Annotated in this window: 12 protein-coding genes and 1 riboswitch; of the genes, 2 read left to right on the forward strand and 10 right to left on the reverse strand. The window is 69.8% G+C overall.

Translation table 11 applies throughout. The features are described 5' to 3' along the window. The first annotated feature begins 2 nt into the window (after positions 1–2). A complete protein-coding gene (locus tag H299_RS36070; RefSeq protein ID WP_037760499.1) occupies positions 3–1,331 on the forward strand; it encodes a glycerate kinase family protein in 1,329 nt (442 codons plus the stop codon). On the opposite strand, the gene H299_RS38635 is transcribed toward H299_RS36070, so the two are convergent. From H299_RS38635 to ctaE, 6 genes are all read right to left on the reverse strand, one after another. Beyond that, complete coding sequence (locus H299_RS38635) at positions 1,229–2,743, reverse strand: aminotransferase class V-fold PLP-dependent enzyme (protein ID WP_078513015.1); 1,515 nt, start codon at positions 2,741–2,743, stop codon at positions 1,229–1,231. The two genes, H299_RS36070 and H299_RS38635, sit on opposite strands and share 103 nt — an antisense overlap. A gap of 459 nt (positions 2,744–3,202) precedes the next feature. Next, a riboswitch (SAM riboswitch) is annotated at positions 3,203–3,320 on the reverse strand. A gap of 96 nt (positions 3,321–3,416) precedes the next feature. Then, positions 3,417–4,481, reverse strand: a complete 1,065-nt coding sequence (gene trpD / locus H299_RS0124645) for an anthranilate phosphoribosyltransferase (RefSeq protein ID WP_027750585.1) — start codon at positions 4,479–4,481, stop codon at positions 3,417–3,419. Between the two features lie 240 nt (positions 4,482–4,721). Further along, entirely contained in the window at positions 4,722–6,371 is a 1,650-nt protein-coding gene (gene qcrB, locus H299_RS0124650; RefSeq protein ID WP_027750586.1) for a cytochrome bc1 complex cytochrome b subunit, read from the reverse strand. Next, positions 6,368–7,465: a cytochrome bc1 complex Rieske iron-sulfur subunit gene (gene qcrA, locus H299_RS0124655; RefSeq protein ID WP_027750587.1), complete on the reverse strand. Its 1,098-nt coding sequence runs from the start codon at positions 7,463–7,465 to the stop codon at positions 6,368–6,370. Before qcrA ends, qcrB begins: the two co-directional genes overlap by 4 nt. Next, the gene (gene qcrC, locus H299_RS0124660) at positions 7,462–8,274 is read right to left on the reverse strand and encodes a cytochrome bc1 complex diheme cytochrome c subunit (protein ID WP_027750588.1); all 813 of its coding nucleotides are present in this window, start codon (positions 8,272–8,274) and stop codon (positions 7,462–7,464) included. The genes qcrA and qcrC overlap by 4 nt, the downstream gene beginning before the upstream one ends. 74 nt (positions 8,275–8,348) lie before the next feature. Then, positions 8,349–8,960 carry an aa3-type cytochrome oxidase subunit III gene (ctaE, locus tag H299_RS0124665; protein ID WP_027750589.1) on the reverse strand — a complete coding sequence of 204 codons (612 nt, stop codon included), beginning with the start codon at positions 8,958–8,960 and terminating at the stop codon, positions 8,349–8,351. Positions 8,961–9,150: 190 nt separating this feature from the next. Between ctaE and H299_RS0124670 the strand changes: the two genes are divergently transcribed. Further along, a complete protein-coding gene (locus tag H299_RS0124670) occupies positions 9,151–9,564 on the forward strand; it encodes a hypothetical protein (RefSeq protein WP_027750590.1) in 414 nt (137 codons plus the stop codon). 22 nt (positions 9,565–9,586) lie between these two features. On the opposite strand, the gene H299_RS0124675 is transcribed toward H299_RS0124670, so the two are convergent. The 4 genes from H299_RS0124675 to ctaC form a co-directional block, all read right to left on the reverse strand. Continuing rightward, entirely contained in the window at positions 9,587–10,840 is a 1,254-nt protein-coding gene (locus tag H299_RS0124675; protein WP_027750591.1) for an Ig-like domain-containing protein, read from the reverse strand. Between the two features lie 127 nt (positions 10,841–10,967). Beyond that, on the reverse strand, positions 10,968–11,366 hold the full coding sequence (locus H299_RS0124680; protein WP_027750592.1) for a cytochrome c oxidase subunit 4: 399 nt from the start codon (positions 11,364–11,366) through the stop codon (positions 10,968–10,970). Then, complete coding sequence (gene ctaD / locus H299_RS0124685) at positions 11,363–13,108, reverse strand: aa3-type cytochrome oxidase subunit I (protein ID WP_027750593.1); 1,746 nt, start codon at positions 13,106–13,108, stop codon at positions 11,363–11,365. The genes H299_RS0124680 and ctaD overlap by 4 nt, the downstream gene beginning before the upstream one ends. Then, complete coding sequence (gene ctaC / locus H299_RS0124690) at positions 13,105–14,100, reverse strand: aa3-type cytochrome oxidase subunit II (RefSeq protein ID WP_078513016.1); 996 nt, start codon at positions 14,098–14,100, stop codon at positions 13,105–13,107. Before ctaC ends, ctaD begins: the two co-directional genes overlap by 4 nt. Positions 14,101–14,257 lie beyond the last annotated feature (157 nt).

Here is a 14,257-nt window from a genome sequence, read left to right on the forward strand (position 1 = left end):
CCGTGTCGCACTACCGCTTCGTCATCGCCCCCAGCGGCTTCAAGGGCTCGCTGTCCGCCGCACAGGCCGCCGAGGCCATCGCACGCGGCATCCGCCGCGTGGTGCCCGACGCCTCCCTCGACCTGATCCCCATCGTGGACGGCGGCGAGGGCACGGCCGAGGCGCTGGCCGCCGCGACCGGCGGCACACTCGTGGAACGCACCGCGACCGGCCCGGTGGGCGCGCCGGTGCGCACCCACTTCGCGCTGCTGGGGACGGAGCAGGGCGCCCCGCTCACCGCCGTGGTGGAGATGGCCGCCGTCGCCGGGCTGTCCCTCGTACCCCAGGACCAGCGCGACCCCGTCAGCACCACCACCTACGGCGTGGGCGAACTGATCCGCGCCGCCCTGGACGCCGGAGCCCGCCGCATCCTGATCGGCTGCGGCGACTCGGGCACCTCCGACGGCGGCGCGGGCGCGCTGCGGGCGCTGGGCGCCCGGCTGCTGGACGCGGACGGCCGCGAACTCCCGGACGGCGGCGGCGTGCTGACCCGCCTGCACCGCATCGACGTACGGCAACTGGACCCGCGGCTGCACGAGACCGAACTCCTGGTCGCCTGCAACCCGTTCAACGTGCTGTGCGGGGAGCGCGGCGTCGCGCGCGTCTTCGGACCGCAGAAAGGGGCGACCCCCGCCCAGGTGGAGCTGCTCGCGGGCGCCCTGGAGCACTGGGCCGACGTACTCGTCCGCGACCTGCGCCCCCGGCAGCGCGCCGACGGCGGCGGCCCCGGCACCCCCCTGCGGATCGAGGACCTGCGGCTCGCGCCGGGCACCGGCGCCTCCGGGGGCCTTGGCGCGGGACTGGCCGCGCTCGGCGCCCGGCTGCTGCCCCGCTTCGACGTGCTGCTGGACCACCTCGACCTGGACGCCCGGCTGGCCCCCGCCCACCTGGTGGTCACCGCCGAGGGCGCGCTGGACCGGCAGACCGCGCGCGGCAAGGTGCCCGCCGAGGTGGCCCGGCGCGCCAAGGCGCTCGGCCGGCCGGTCATCGCGCTGGCCGGCACCCTCGGCGAGGGCGCGCACACCGTACGGGCGTCCGGGGTGGACGCCTACAGCGGCATCCTGCCCGCGCCCGTCGCGCTGGCCGAGGCGCTCAGCCGCGGTGAGGAGTACCTGACGGACGCGGCCGAGCGGGCCCTGCGCATGGTGCTGCTCGGCACCCGGATGACGGGCGGGGCGTGGCCGGCCGGTCAGCGGGCGGGGTCGGGCGAACCGGGCCGGGCCCCCGTGGCCGGGGCGCCGGTGGAAGCGTCCGCGGGAGTGTCCGCGAGGGTGTCCGCGTCCACCGCGTGACCGGGCACGTAGCGGCCCCCCTCGCTTCGGTAGGTCCACCGGGCGCCGTGCGCCACCAGCTCCCGTACGGCGCCGAGGAACCGCTCGATGTGCTCGTCCGGCGTGCCCACCCCGAAGCTGACCCGCACCGCGTTCAGCGGGCGCTGCCCGGGCCCGGTCTCCCCCGCGCCGCACTCCCCGGGCTCGTCCGCCTCGCGGTCCAGCAAGGCGCGCAGCAGCGGGTGCGCGCAGAAGAGGCCGTCGCGCACCCCGATCCCGTACTCGGCCGACAGCGCCGCCGCGAAGTGCGAGCTGTGCCAGCCCTCGACGACGAAGGAGACCACGCCGACCCGCTCGGCCTCGGGGCCGAACAGTGACAGCACCCGTACGCCGGGCACCTCGGCCAGCCCGTCCAGCAGCCGTGCGAGCAGTTCCCGCTCCCGCCGCACCAGCTGTTCGAACCCGGCCTCCGCCAGCGCCCGGCAGGCCGAGGCGAGCGCGTAGGCGCCCACGACGTTGGGCGAACCGGCCTCGTGCCGCGCGGCGCCGGTGTGCCACTCGACCTCCACCCGGCCCTGCGGCGTGCGGGTGACCGTACGGCTGGCGCCGCCGCCCGCCAGGTAGGGCTCGGCGCTGCGCAGCCAGTCGGCCCGCCCGGCCAGGACTCCGGCGCCGAAGGGGGCGTAGAGCTTGTGGCCGGAGAGGGCGACCCAGTCGACGTCGAGGCCTGCCAGGTCGACAGGGTGGTGGGGGGCCAACTGCGCGGCGTCCAGCACGATCCGCGCGCCGTGCCGGTGCGCCACCTCGGCCAGCTCCCGTACGGGCCAGATCTCGCCGGTCACGTTGGAGGCGCCGGTGACGCACACCAGCTTGGGGCCCGCGGGCGCCGCGCGCAGCGCCGATTCCAGGTCGGCCACGGCCTGCCCGGGGCTGCGGGGGGCGGTCAGGCAGGTGGTGGCGTGGTCCCGCCAGGGCAGCAGCGAGGCGTGGTGCTCGGTCTCGAAGACGAACACGCGGGTGCCGTCCGGCAGGGCGCGGGCGAGCAGGTTCAGCGAGTCGGTCGTCGCCCGGGTGAAGACGACCTCGTCGTCCGGGCGGCAGCCGAGGAAGGCGGCCACAGTGGCGCGGCTGCGCTCGTACAGGTCGGTGGAGAGCTGCGAGAGGTACCCGGCGCCCCGGTGCACGCTGCCGTAGTACGGGGCGTACGCGGCGAGGTCGTCCCACACCTTGCGCAGCACCGGCGCACTGGCGGCCTGGTCCAGCGCGGCGTAGCGCACCTCGCCGCCGGTGACCAGCGGGACGAGCACGTCGTCACCGAGCACGGGCAGCGGCTCACCGCCCGTGCGGGCGGCGGCGGGACGGGCCGAGGGGAAGGCAGGGGCGGGGGCGGGCGAGGCTGCGGGCAGGTCGAAGGCAGGGGCGTCGACGGGCATGGCGAGATCTCCTGAAGCGGGCGTGTTCGGCACGGGGCAGGCGGACAGCGCGGAGCGCCGTCGCACGGGACTGCTCACGGGGGCGTACTCACCGGGCCGCCCACCCGGGCCGAACGCCACAGCAGCGTCGGACGGCAGACAGGAGGAGCGGGGCGGCACGCCTTAGGAGTGTCTTCGAAGTCCCGCCTTGCTCGTGGCGCCTGGCACGCACGTCTTCCCCCTGGCTTCGCCGGGAGGTACCCCCTGCGTTGTCGGAACGTCCACGTAACCCACTACGAGGACGCCCCTCCGCCTTGCAGCCGCACGCACCAGACACCACGAGCACCCGCCCTCCCAGGGGGCACCTCCCGGGCCGCCAAGGCCCAGGGGGAGGGACGGCGCTACTTCGAAGACACCCCTAGCACATTCGCTGGCTCACAAAAAGAACTCCCTCGAAGACCAGGGACCCCTGGAAAGAGGGACCCGCGCTTGCCGCAGACCTCGCTGTCTGCGGCCTGGTCATCACCCGGGGCACCCCGCCACGGACGGAGGGTTGCCGGACAGCGGGCCGGGGCCTTGATCGCTGTCACTCGTGACCTGCACGGGAGTATGCCACACCGCTCCCCGGACGCGGAAGCGCTCCCTGCCGGGGAGTCCCCCGGCGGGAGCGGCTGCCCCGACCCAGCGCCGGCGCCTACCTGTTGCTCGCCGCCACCCACGCCTCCAGCGCGGCCTTCGCCGCCCCCGAGTCGATCGCCTCGGCCGCCCGCCGCATGCCTGCCGCGAGCTGCTCGGCCAGCGTGCCCGTACCCGGTTCGAGGGCGACCAGCGCCGCCGCCGAGTTCAGCAGCACCGCGTCCCGTACGGGCCCCGGCGTGCCGTCCAGCAGTCTGCGCGCGACCTCCGCGTTGTACGAGGCGTCCGCCCCGCGCAGCGCCTCGACGGGCACCAGCTCCAGGCCCACCTCGCGCGGGTCGAACGTCTCCTGGCGCACCGTGCCCTCCCGTACGGTCCAGACCGTCGAGGTGGCCGTCGTGGTCAGCTCGTCCAGACCGTCGTCGCCGCGGAAGACCAGCCCCGAGGAGCCGCGCTCGGCGAGTACGCCCGCGATGATCGGCGCCATCCGCGCGTCGGCGACGCCCGTCGCCTGCGCCCGCACCCGCGCCGGATTGGTCAGCGGCCCCAGGAAGTTGAAGGACGTCGGGATGCCCAGCTCCCGGCGGGCCTGGCCGACGTGTCGGAAGGAGGGATGGAACTTCACCGCGAAACAGAAGGTGATGCCCGCCTCCTCGGCGACCTCGGCGACCCGGCGCGGTGTCAGCTCCAGATTGACGCCGAGCTTCTCCAGGACGTCCGAGGCACCGCTGGCGGAGGAGGAGGCGCGGTTGCCGTGCTTGACGACCCGCGCGCCGGCCCCGGCGACCACGATCGAGGACATGGTGGAGATGTTCACCGTACGGGCGCCGTCGCCGCCCGTGCCGACGATGTCGACGGTGGGACCGGGGACCTCGATGACGTTGGCGTGGGCGTACATCGCCCGCACGAGCCCGGAGATCTCCTCCACCGTCTCGCCCTTGGCCCGCAGCGCCACGGCGAACCCGGCGATCTGCGCGTTGGTGGCCTCACCGTTCATGATCCTGTCCATGGCCCAGGCCGTGGCCTCGGCGGAGAGGTTCTCACGGGCCAGCAGGGGCCTCAGGACGTCCGGCCACGAGCGGGCCGCCGTGGTGTCGCCTCCAGCGGGGGTCGCAGCGCTCATGGGGATCACTCCTGGCCTGGTTCGGTGTGCCGTACGGACGCGCCACCGCGGCGCGATCCGGCGGCCAGCCTATCGGCGCCGGGGCCCGGCGGCGCGAGTGTGCCCGTACTGCGGACGGCGGGACGGACGGGGGCGGAGGGAGAAGGCCGAAGGAAGGGGGAGGGAAGAGGGAAGGAAAGGCCGGAGGGCCCCGTCCCGTAAGGGGATCGGGGCCCTCCTGGGGGCTGTGGTGCGGGCCGGTCAGTGGTGACCGTGGCCGCTCGTCAGCTCCTTGTACTCCTCCGCCGTCGGCTTGGGCACCTGGCTCTCGTCGCTGTAGAAGCCCTTCGAGAGCGAGACCCGGATCTTCTCCACCGGGTTGACCTTGCGTTCGACGCCGTTCTCGTCGGTCTGCGGACCGATCTCCAGCGGCTTGTACTGGTCGTGCGCCGTGAGGACGTGCAGCTGCTCCTGCGAGAGCGGCTCGTGCACCTCCACGAACTCGCCGTGCGGCAGCCGCTTGATGATGCCGGACTCGCGTCCGTGCAGCACCTTCTCGCGGTCCCGGCGCTGGAGCCCGAGGCAGATCCGCTTGGTCACGATGAACGTCAGGACCGGCACCACGAAGAAGCCGATACGGACGAACCAGGTGATCGAGTTGATCGACAGATGCAGATACGTGGCCCACAAGTCGTTTCCGCCGCCGATGAGCGCGACGAAGTACCAGGCGATCCAGGCCATGCCGAACGCCGTACGCGTCGGCACGTTCCGCGGGCGGTCGAGAATATGGTGCTCGCGTTTGTCCCCGGTCACCCAGGACTCGATGAACGGATAGACCGCGATGACCGTCAGCATCACGCCCAGCATCAGGAGCGGGATGAACACGCCGAGCACAAGCGTGTGCCCCCAGGCGCTGATCTCCCAGCCCGGCATGATCCGGACCAGCCCCTCGGAGAAGCCGAGATACCAGTCGGGCTGCGCGTTCGTCGACACCTGGTCGGGCCGGTACGGGCCGAGCACCCAGATCGGGTTGATGGTGAACAGCGCGGCGATGGCCGAGATGACACCGAAGACCAGGAAGAAGAAGCCGCCCGCCTTGGCCATGTAGACCGGCATGAACGGCGTACCGACGACGTTCTTGTTGGTCTTTCCGGCACCCGCGAACTGGGTGTGCTTCTGGTAGAAGACCAGGATCAGGTGCGCCACCACGAGGCCGACCATGATGCCCGGCAACAACAGCACGTGCAGCGAGAAGAAGCGCGGGATGATGTCCGTCCCCGGGAACTCACCGCCGAACAGGAACATCGCGATGTACGTGCCGACCACCGGGGTCGCCAGGATCGCACCGTGCATGAAGCGCAGACCGGTACCGGAGAGCAGGTCGTCCGGCAGCGAGTAGCCCGTGAGGCCGGTGAACATCCCCAGCACGAGCAGCGTGAAGCCGAACAGCCAGTTGATCTCACGCGGCTTGCGGAAGGCGCCCGTGAAGAACACCCGCATCATGTGCACGAACATGGCCGCGAGGAAGATCAGCGCGCCCCAGTGGTGGATCTGCCGGATGAGCAGGCCACCGCGTACGTCGAAGCTGATGTCCAGCGTCGAGGCGTACGCCTCGGACATCGTGATGCCGTGCATCGGCACGTAGGAGCCGTGGTACTCGACCTCGGCCATGCTCGGCGTGAAGAACATCGTCAGGTAGACACCCGTGAGGATGATGACGATGAAGCTGTAGAGCGCGACCTCACCCAGCATGAAGGACCAGTGGTCCGGGAAGATCTTGCGCATGTTGGCCTTGGCCGCGCCGTAGATGCTGACCCGGCCGTCCGCCCAGTCGGCGACACGCTCCCCCGCGGGAGCCTTCCGCCTCTCCGACGCCTCGGCGTCGGACCGGTTCGACGTTGAAATACTCATCCGCGCTCCCAGAAGGCCGGACCGACCGGCTCCGCGAAGTCGCCCTGCGCTTCGAGGAATCCGTCCTTGTTGACGCTGATATTCAGCTGCGGCAGCGGGTGGCCCGCCGGACCGAACAGCACGCGTGCGCCGTCGCTGAGGTCGAAGGTCGACTGGTGGCAGGGGCACAGGACGTGGTGCGTCTGCTGCTCGTACAGGCTGACCGGGCAGCCGACGTGGGTGCAGATTTTAGAGTAGGCCAGAATGCCCTCGTGCGACCAGTCCAGTGACTGCTTGTCCTTGATGTCGTCCGGCTCGATCCGGACGAGCATCAGGGCCGCCTTGGCGATCTCCGTCTGGAACTCGTGCGTGCCCTCCTCCAGCCCCTCGGGCTTGGCGAAGGCGAGCGAGCCGACGACGATGTCCTCGGGCTTCAGCTTCAGGCCGGTGTTCTCGTTGACGAGGACCTTGCCCTTCTTCCACATCGTGTGCAGCAGCTTGTCCTCGGGCAGCGGCCCGAGGTCGCGCAGCAGCACGACGCTGGAGAGCGGCAGCAGGGCCATCGCACCGAACATCGTGTTGCGGATCAGCTTGCGGCGCCCGAACTGCGACTCGTCGGAGCCCTGCTTGAACTCCGCCAGGACCTGGGCCTTGACCTCGGGCTCGGCCGCCATCGGGTGGCGTTCCTGGATCAGCTCCACGTCCGTCATCAACGTGCGGGCCCAGTGCACCGCGCCCGCGCCGATGCCGAACAGCGCGATGCCCAGCGTCAGACCCAGCGAGAGGTTCAGCACGCTGACGTGGCCCAGCGGCCAGATGTAGACGATCTTGTCGATCGGGAAGGCCACGAACGAGGCGATGAAGGCGACGGTGGCCACCATCGACATGGTGAAGAGGAACGCGACCGCGCGCTCGGAGCGCCTGGCCGCCTTCTCGTCCAGGTCCTGGATGCGGTGCTCGTGCGGCGGCAGCCCCGGATTGGCGAAGGGGTCCTCCGCCGGCACGGCTACCGAACCGTCGGCCGACCGCGCTCCGTCGCCGGATTCCGACTGCTGCCCGCGGGGCAGATTCTCGTCGTCTGACACGTTCTCGTGTGGTCCAGTCTCGCTACTCATGACTTCTTGGCCTTTGTGGTCCGGGCCGCGACCCACACGGCGGTGGCGATCATCGCGCCGAGGCCGAACACCCAGGCGAAGAGCCCTTCGCTGACCGGTCCGGTGCCGCCGAGCTTGTAGCCGCCCGGAGAGTCCGCCGTGTCGCTGTTGACGGTCTTCAGGTACGCGACAATGTCCTTCTTGTCCTTCTTCGTCACCAGCGTGTCGGGGAACGAGGGCATGGCCTGCGGGCCGGTCTGCATGGCCTCGTAGATGTGCTTCTCGTCGACGTCCCCGAGGTCGGGCGCGTACTTGCCCTTCGTCAGGGCACCGCCCTCGCCGGTGAAGTTGTGGCACTGCGCGCAGTTCGTACGGAACAGTTCGCCGCCCTTGGCCAGGTCCGCGCCGTTCGGGCTGTACTGGTCCTTGGTGGGCACGCTCGGGCCGGGGCCCAGCGAGGCGACGTAGGCCGCCAGCTGGTCCGTCTCGGCCTGCGTGTACTTCGGCTTCTTCTTCGGCGCCTGCGCACCGGGCTGCTGGGCGGGCATGCGGCCCGTGCCGACCTGGAAGTCCACGGCTGCGGCGCCGACGCCCACCAGGCTCGGCCCGTCGGTGGAGCCCTTGCCGCCGGTGCCGTGGCAGCTGGCGCAGCCTACGGCGTAGAGCTTCTTGCCCTCCTTGATGGCGAGGGAGGAACTCGACGCCTGGTCGGCCTTGGCCTCATCCGCAGGAGCGAACGCGGTGTACAGCCCCCCGGTAGCCGCCAGCGCGAAGAGTAGGACGACCAGCGCCGCCAGCGGATGGCGCCGTCGTGCGGAGAGCTTTTTCACGGATTACCCCGGTGTCAGGATCTTCTGCGTCGATGCTTATGGCTATGTCTGAGAGTGAAGGACCCGTGCGCGGATCACTGGATCAGGTAGATCGTGGCGAAGAGGCCGATCCAGACGACATCGACGAAGTGCCAGTAATAGGACACGACGATGGCGGCCGTGGCCTGCTCGTGGGTGAACCGCTTCGCCGCGTACGTCCTGGCCAGCACGAGCAGGAAGGCGATCAGTCCGCCCGTCACATGCAACCCGTGGAAGCCGGTGGTCAGGTAGAACGCCGACCCGTAGGCATCCGAGGACAGCGTCATGCCGTCCTTCTTGACCAGCTCCGTGTACTCGAAGATCTGGCCGCCCACGAAGACGGCACCCATCACGAACGTGACGATGAACCAGCTCCGGAGCTTCTTCACGTCCCCGCGCTCGGCAGCGAACACGCCGAGCTGGCAGGTGAGCGAGGAGAGCACCAGGATCGTGGTGTTCGTCGCCGCGAAGGGAAGGTTCAGCGTTTCCGCATGCCCCTTCCAGAACTCGGCGCCCGTCACGGATCGCAGGGTGAAGTACATCGCGAAGAGGGCCGCGAAGAACATCAGCTCGGAACTGAGCCAGATGATGGTTCCGACGCTGGTGAGGTTCGGTCGGTTGACCGATGGGTGCGCGTGCCCGGTGTCTACTGCTGTTGCTGTCGCCACGCCGACATTATGTCGGTCGCTTATCCCGGCCTCACCTTGGGGGGTGCCGTTCGGTGTGTCCCCGGGTGCCGTCCCTGCTCAAACGGCCCTGTGCGACGGCCCCGGCGGCAGTGTTGACGCGACGTCGGAAGGAGTAGCATCCGGCCCAGCAGCGTTCGAAGTTCGACGAGATCCCTCACGCGGAGGAACGATGAAGGCGACCGCCACGGTGCTGGTCTACAGCGACGACGCCAACACCCGCGAGCAGGTCCGGCTCGCCGCCGGGCGCCGCCCGGCCTCCGACGTGCCGCAGATCCAGTACATCGAGTGCGCCACGCTGCCGGCCCTGATCTCCACCCTGGAGGAGCGCGTGGTGGACGTCTGCGTGCTGGACGGCGAGGCGGTACCGGCCGGCGGCATGGGCGTGTGCCGCCAGATCAAGGACGAGATCTTCCGCTGCCCGCCGGTGCTCCTGCTCATCGGCCGCCCGCAGGACGCCTGGCTGGCCACCTGGAGCCGGGCGGAGGCTGCGGTCTCCCACCCGGTGGACCCGGTGGCGCTGGCGGACGCCCTCGCCGGGCTGCTGCGCGGCGAGCGTACGGGCGTGGACTCCGGCGCCGCCTGAGAGGCCGCGCGGCCCCTGGGCCTCAGAAGTCGAAGCGGAGCCGGGCCGCGTCGCTGCCGGTCTCCCGTCCGCGGGTCTCCTTGAGCAGCGAGCTGCCCTCCCGCCACTTCGGCCAGCTCAGGTTCCAGTCCCCGAAGCCGTTGCCGAAGGCGGGCATGCGGTCCCCGTCGCCGTTGACGTACTTCACTATGTCGCCCCGGCGCACCAGCTTGTAGAACCACTGGGCGTTCTCGCTGCTCATGCCCGTGCAGCCGTGACTGACGTTGGCCGACCCGTGCGAGCCGGACGACCAGGGCGCCCCGTGCACGAACTCGCCGCTGCGGGTCACCTGCGTGTTCCAGTGGACGGGCAGGTCGTACGACTCGGAGCTGCCCTCCGGTATGCCGATGCTGGTGCCCTGCATGCGGATGAACGGCTGCTTCCCCAGCACCACCTTGACCCCGGTGCGGGTACGGAACCCGGGCTTGCCGGTGGTGACGGGCACGGTGCGCAGCCGCTGCCCGTTCCGGCGCACGGTCATCGTGTGGGTGCTCATGTCGACCAGCGCCTCGATCCGCCGGCCGGTGCGGATCGCCAGCGGCTCGGAGGCGCCGCCGCGCAGGCCGTCCCGGATGCGGACCCCCTGGAGCGCGGAGCGGGCGGTGATCGACGCGTGCGCGGGCCAGTACTCCCGGGGCCGGTAGTGCAGGGTCTTGTCGTCCGCCCAGTGCCACGCTCCGGCCGTCCGGGGCACGGAGTCGACCAGCAGGGCGCGCTCCACGGTGCGGCGCTCCTCCGGGTCCTGGACGCGGTGGCTCAGCTGTGCCACCAGCGGCTGCCCGACGCCGTAGGTGCCCTTGTCCGGGCCGAAGGTGACGCCGAGCTTCCGGCCGTCGGCCGGCTTGGTCTCGAAGCGCAGAGTGCGGCTGCCGGGGGCGCCACCGCCCTTCTCCGTGCTGACCAGCACCGTGTAGCGGACGCCCGCGGCCAGTGAGCCGGTGCTGCGCCAGCGGGTGCCGTCGGCGGAGAGCCGGCCCGCGACCCGGCGGCCCGCGCCGTCGCTGGCTATGACGTCCGTGATGCGGCCCTCGCCGCCCGTCGTGGTGACCTCGAGCGGCTCGCGGTAGTCGACGACGGCGCCGTCGTCCCCGACGTTGACGGCCACCTGGTCACTGGCGTCGTACGGCGCGGCGGCGAACGGGCTGGTGTCCTCGCCGCAGGCGGTGAGCCCCACCGCCAGGGGCACGAGTATCAGTGCGCAGCTGATCGCCATCCGGCGGTTCGGTAGATGTGTCATAGGCCCAAAATATGAAGATTGGTCAGTTCGGGCCTGCTGGGTTCATGCAAACGGGTCGGCCCCCGGAGGTGTCCGGGGGCCGACCCTTGACCGTGCGTGCGGCGTGTGCCTGCCGCGCGGGGCGTTCCTACTGGTTCTGCGCCTCGCCGTGGTAGTACTCGAAGACCCATCCGAAGAGGCCCACGAGCAGCAGCGGCAGCGAGAAGAACAGCAGCCACCAGCCGAGCGCGACACCGAGGAACGCCAGGGCGCCGCCGACGCCCAGGAAGAGCGGCTGCCAGCTGTGCGGGCTGAAGAAGCCCACCTCACCGGCGTCGTCCGCGACGTCCGCGTCCTTGTTGTCCTGCGCCCCGGTGTCCACCCGGCGGGCGGTGAAGGCCAGGTAGTAGCCGATCATGATCGACAGACCGAAGGACAGGAAGAGCCCCGTGGTGCCGACCGGCTCCTTCGACCACAGGCCGTACACGACGGCCACGCCGAGGAGGAACACGGACAGCCAGATGAACATGCGTCCCTGGGCCTTCACTTGCCGTCACCCTCTCCTGCGACAACGCCACCGGCCAGCACCTTGTCATCGCCGCGCAGGTCAAGCTGTTCGAGCGCGGTGATCTCCGGATGATGCAGATCGAAGGCCGGGGATTCGGAACGGATGCGCGGCAGAGTGAGGAAGTTGTGCCGGGGTGGCGGACACGAGGTCGCCCATTCGAGTGACCTGCCGTAGCCCCACGGGTCGTCCACCTCGATCTTCTTGCCGTGCTTGGCCGTCTTCCAGACGTTGTAGAAGAACGGCAGCATGGAGAGGCCGAGAAGGAACGAGCTGACCGTGGAGACGGTGTTCAAGAAGGTGAACCCGTCGGCCTCCAGGTAGTCCGGGTACCGGCGGGGCATGCCCTCGGCGCCCAGCCAGTGCTGGACCAGGAAGGTGCCGTGGAAGCCGATGAAGAGCGTCCAGAAGGTGATCTTCCCGAGCCGTTCGTCGAGCATCTTGCCGGTGAACTTGGGCCACCAGAAGTGGAATCCGGCGAACATCGCGAAGACGACGGTGCCGAAGACGACGTAGTGGAAGTGCGCCACGACGAAGTACGAGTCGGAGACGTGGAAGTCCATCGGCGGCGAGGCCAGGATGACGCCGGTCAGACCGCCGAAGAGGAAGGTGACCAGGAAGCCGATGGTCCAGAGCATCGGTGTCTCGAACGACAGCGAGCCCTTCCACATCGTGCCGAGCCAGTTGAAGAACTTCACTCCGGTCGGCACCGCGATCAGGAACGTCATGAAGGAGAAGAACGGCAGGAGCACGCCGCCCGTCACGTACATGTGGTGCGCCCAGACCGTCACCGAGAGGCCCGCGATCGAGATCGTGGCGCCGATCAGGCTGATGTAGCCGAACATCGGCTTGCGGCTGAAGACCGGGATGATCTCGGAGACGATGCCGAAGAACGGCAGCGCGATGATGTACACCTCGGGGTGACCGAAGAACCAGAACAGATGCTGCCAGAGCAGTGGTCCGCCGTTGGCCGCGTCGAAGATATGGGTTCCGAACTGCCTGTCCGCCTCCAGCGCGAAGAGCGCGGCGGCGAGCACCGGGAAGGCCAGCAGTACCAGCACACCGGTCAGCAGCACGTTCCAGGTGAAGATCGGCATCCGGAACATCGTCATGCCGGGCGCGCGCATGCAGATGATCGTGGTGATGAAGTTGACCGAGCCGAGGATCGTGCCGAAGCCGGAGAAGGCCAGACCCATGATCCACATGTCGGCGCCGAGCCCCGGCGAGTACACCTCGCTGGAGAGCGGCGAGTACGCGAACCAGCCGAAGTCCGCCGCACCCTGCGGGGTGAGGAAACCGCCGACGGCGATGAGCGAGCCGAAGAGGTAGAGCCAGTACGCGAACATGTTCAGCCGCGGGAACGCCACGTCCGGCGCGCCGATCTGGAGCGGCATGATCCAGTTCGCGAAGCCGGCGAACAGCGGAGTGGCGAACATCAGCAGCATGACCGTGCCATGCATGGTGAACGCCTGGTTGAACTGCTCGTTCGACATGATCTGCGTACCCGGCCGGGCGAGTTCGGCGCGCATGAACAGCGCCATGACTCCGCCGATGCAGAAGAACGCGAACGACGTGATCAGGTAGAGCGAGCCGATCGTCTTGTGGTCCGTGGTCGTCATCCACTTCACCACGACGTTGCCGGGCTCTTTGCGGCGCACGGGCAGCTCGTTCTCGTACGAGTCGTCTGCTGCGGCGGCACCCTGAGATTCGTTGAGGATGCTCACGGGTTATTCGTCTCCGCGTTCCTGGCGTCACCGGTGGTGGGAACGCCCGCCGGGATGTAGCCGGTCTGGCCCTTCTTCGCCAGGTCCTCCAGGTGCTTCTGGTAACGCTCAGGAGAGACGATCTTGACGTTGAAGAGCATCCGGGAATGGTCCGGTCCGCACAGCTCGGCGCACTTGCCCATGTAGGTGCCCTCCTTGGTGGGAGTCACCTCGAAGCGGTTGGTGTGGCCGGGGATGATGTCCTGCTTCATCAGGAACGGCACCACCCAGAACGAGTGGATGACATCGCGGGAGGTCAGGATGAACTGGACCGTCTCGCCCTTGGGCAGCCACAGGGTCGGGCCCGGGTTGCCGTTCTGCGGGTTCCGGTCCGCGGGCGTGCCGGCGGTGTAGACACCCTCCGCACCCTCCGGGAAGGCCTTCTGCATCCGGTCGGGGATGGCCGCCAGGGCCTTGGAGTCAGTGGCGGAGGTCTTCGCGTCGCCGTCCACGTCCTCGATGTAGTTGAAGCCCCAGCTCCACTGGTAGCCCACCACGTTCACGACGTGGTCGGGCTTCTCGGAGGTCTCCAGCAGCTCCGCCTCGTCACGCGCGGTGAAGTAGAAGAGCACCGCCACCATGATGATCGGAACCACCGTGTACAGAGCCTCGATGGGCATGTTGTACCTGGTCTGAGCCGGTACCTCCACCTTGGTCCGGGACCGCCGGTGGAAGAAGACACTCCACAGGATCAGGCCCCACACCAGCGCGCCCGTGGCGAGTGCCGCCGCCCACGAACCCTGCCACAAGGAGAGGATTCGGGGTGCCTCCTCCGTCACCGGAGTGGGCATGCCGAGCCGGGGGAAGTCCTTGGATGTGCAACCGGTCGCGGTTGCCAGGACCAGCCCCGCCGTCAGCGCTTGCAGCAGCTTCCGCCGGATCGGGCGCCGCGACGAGGGGGTACCGCCCCCGCCCTTAGGGCGGTGGGGGAGGTCTGAGCCGTTGGGACTCACGTAGCGCCTTCCCGAGAGTCTCGCCCGCTCAGCCGGGCACGGCCGTCTTATGGGCGGGCGCCGGCCCTGGCGCGGGCAGGGTTTGGATGTTTATGCGGGCCAAACCTTACTGGACGCCGATCGGGGTCGCGCGGGGAGGGTGGGTAACGCGGCGCGC

The sequence above is a fragment of the Streptomyces sp. CNH287 genome, from assembly GCF_000424825.1.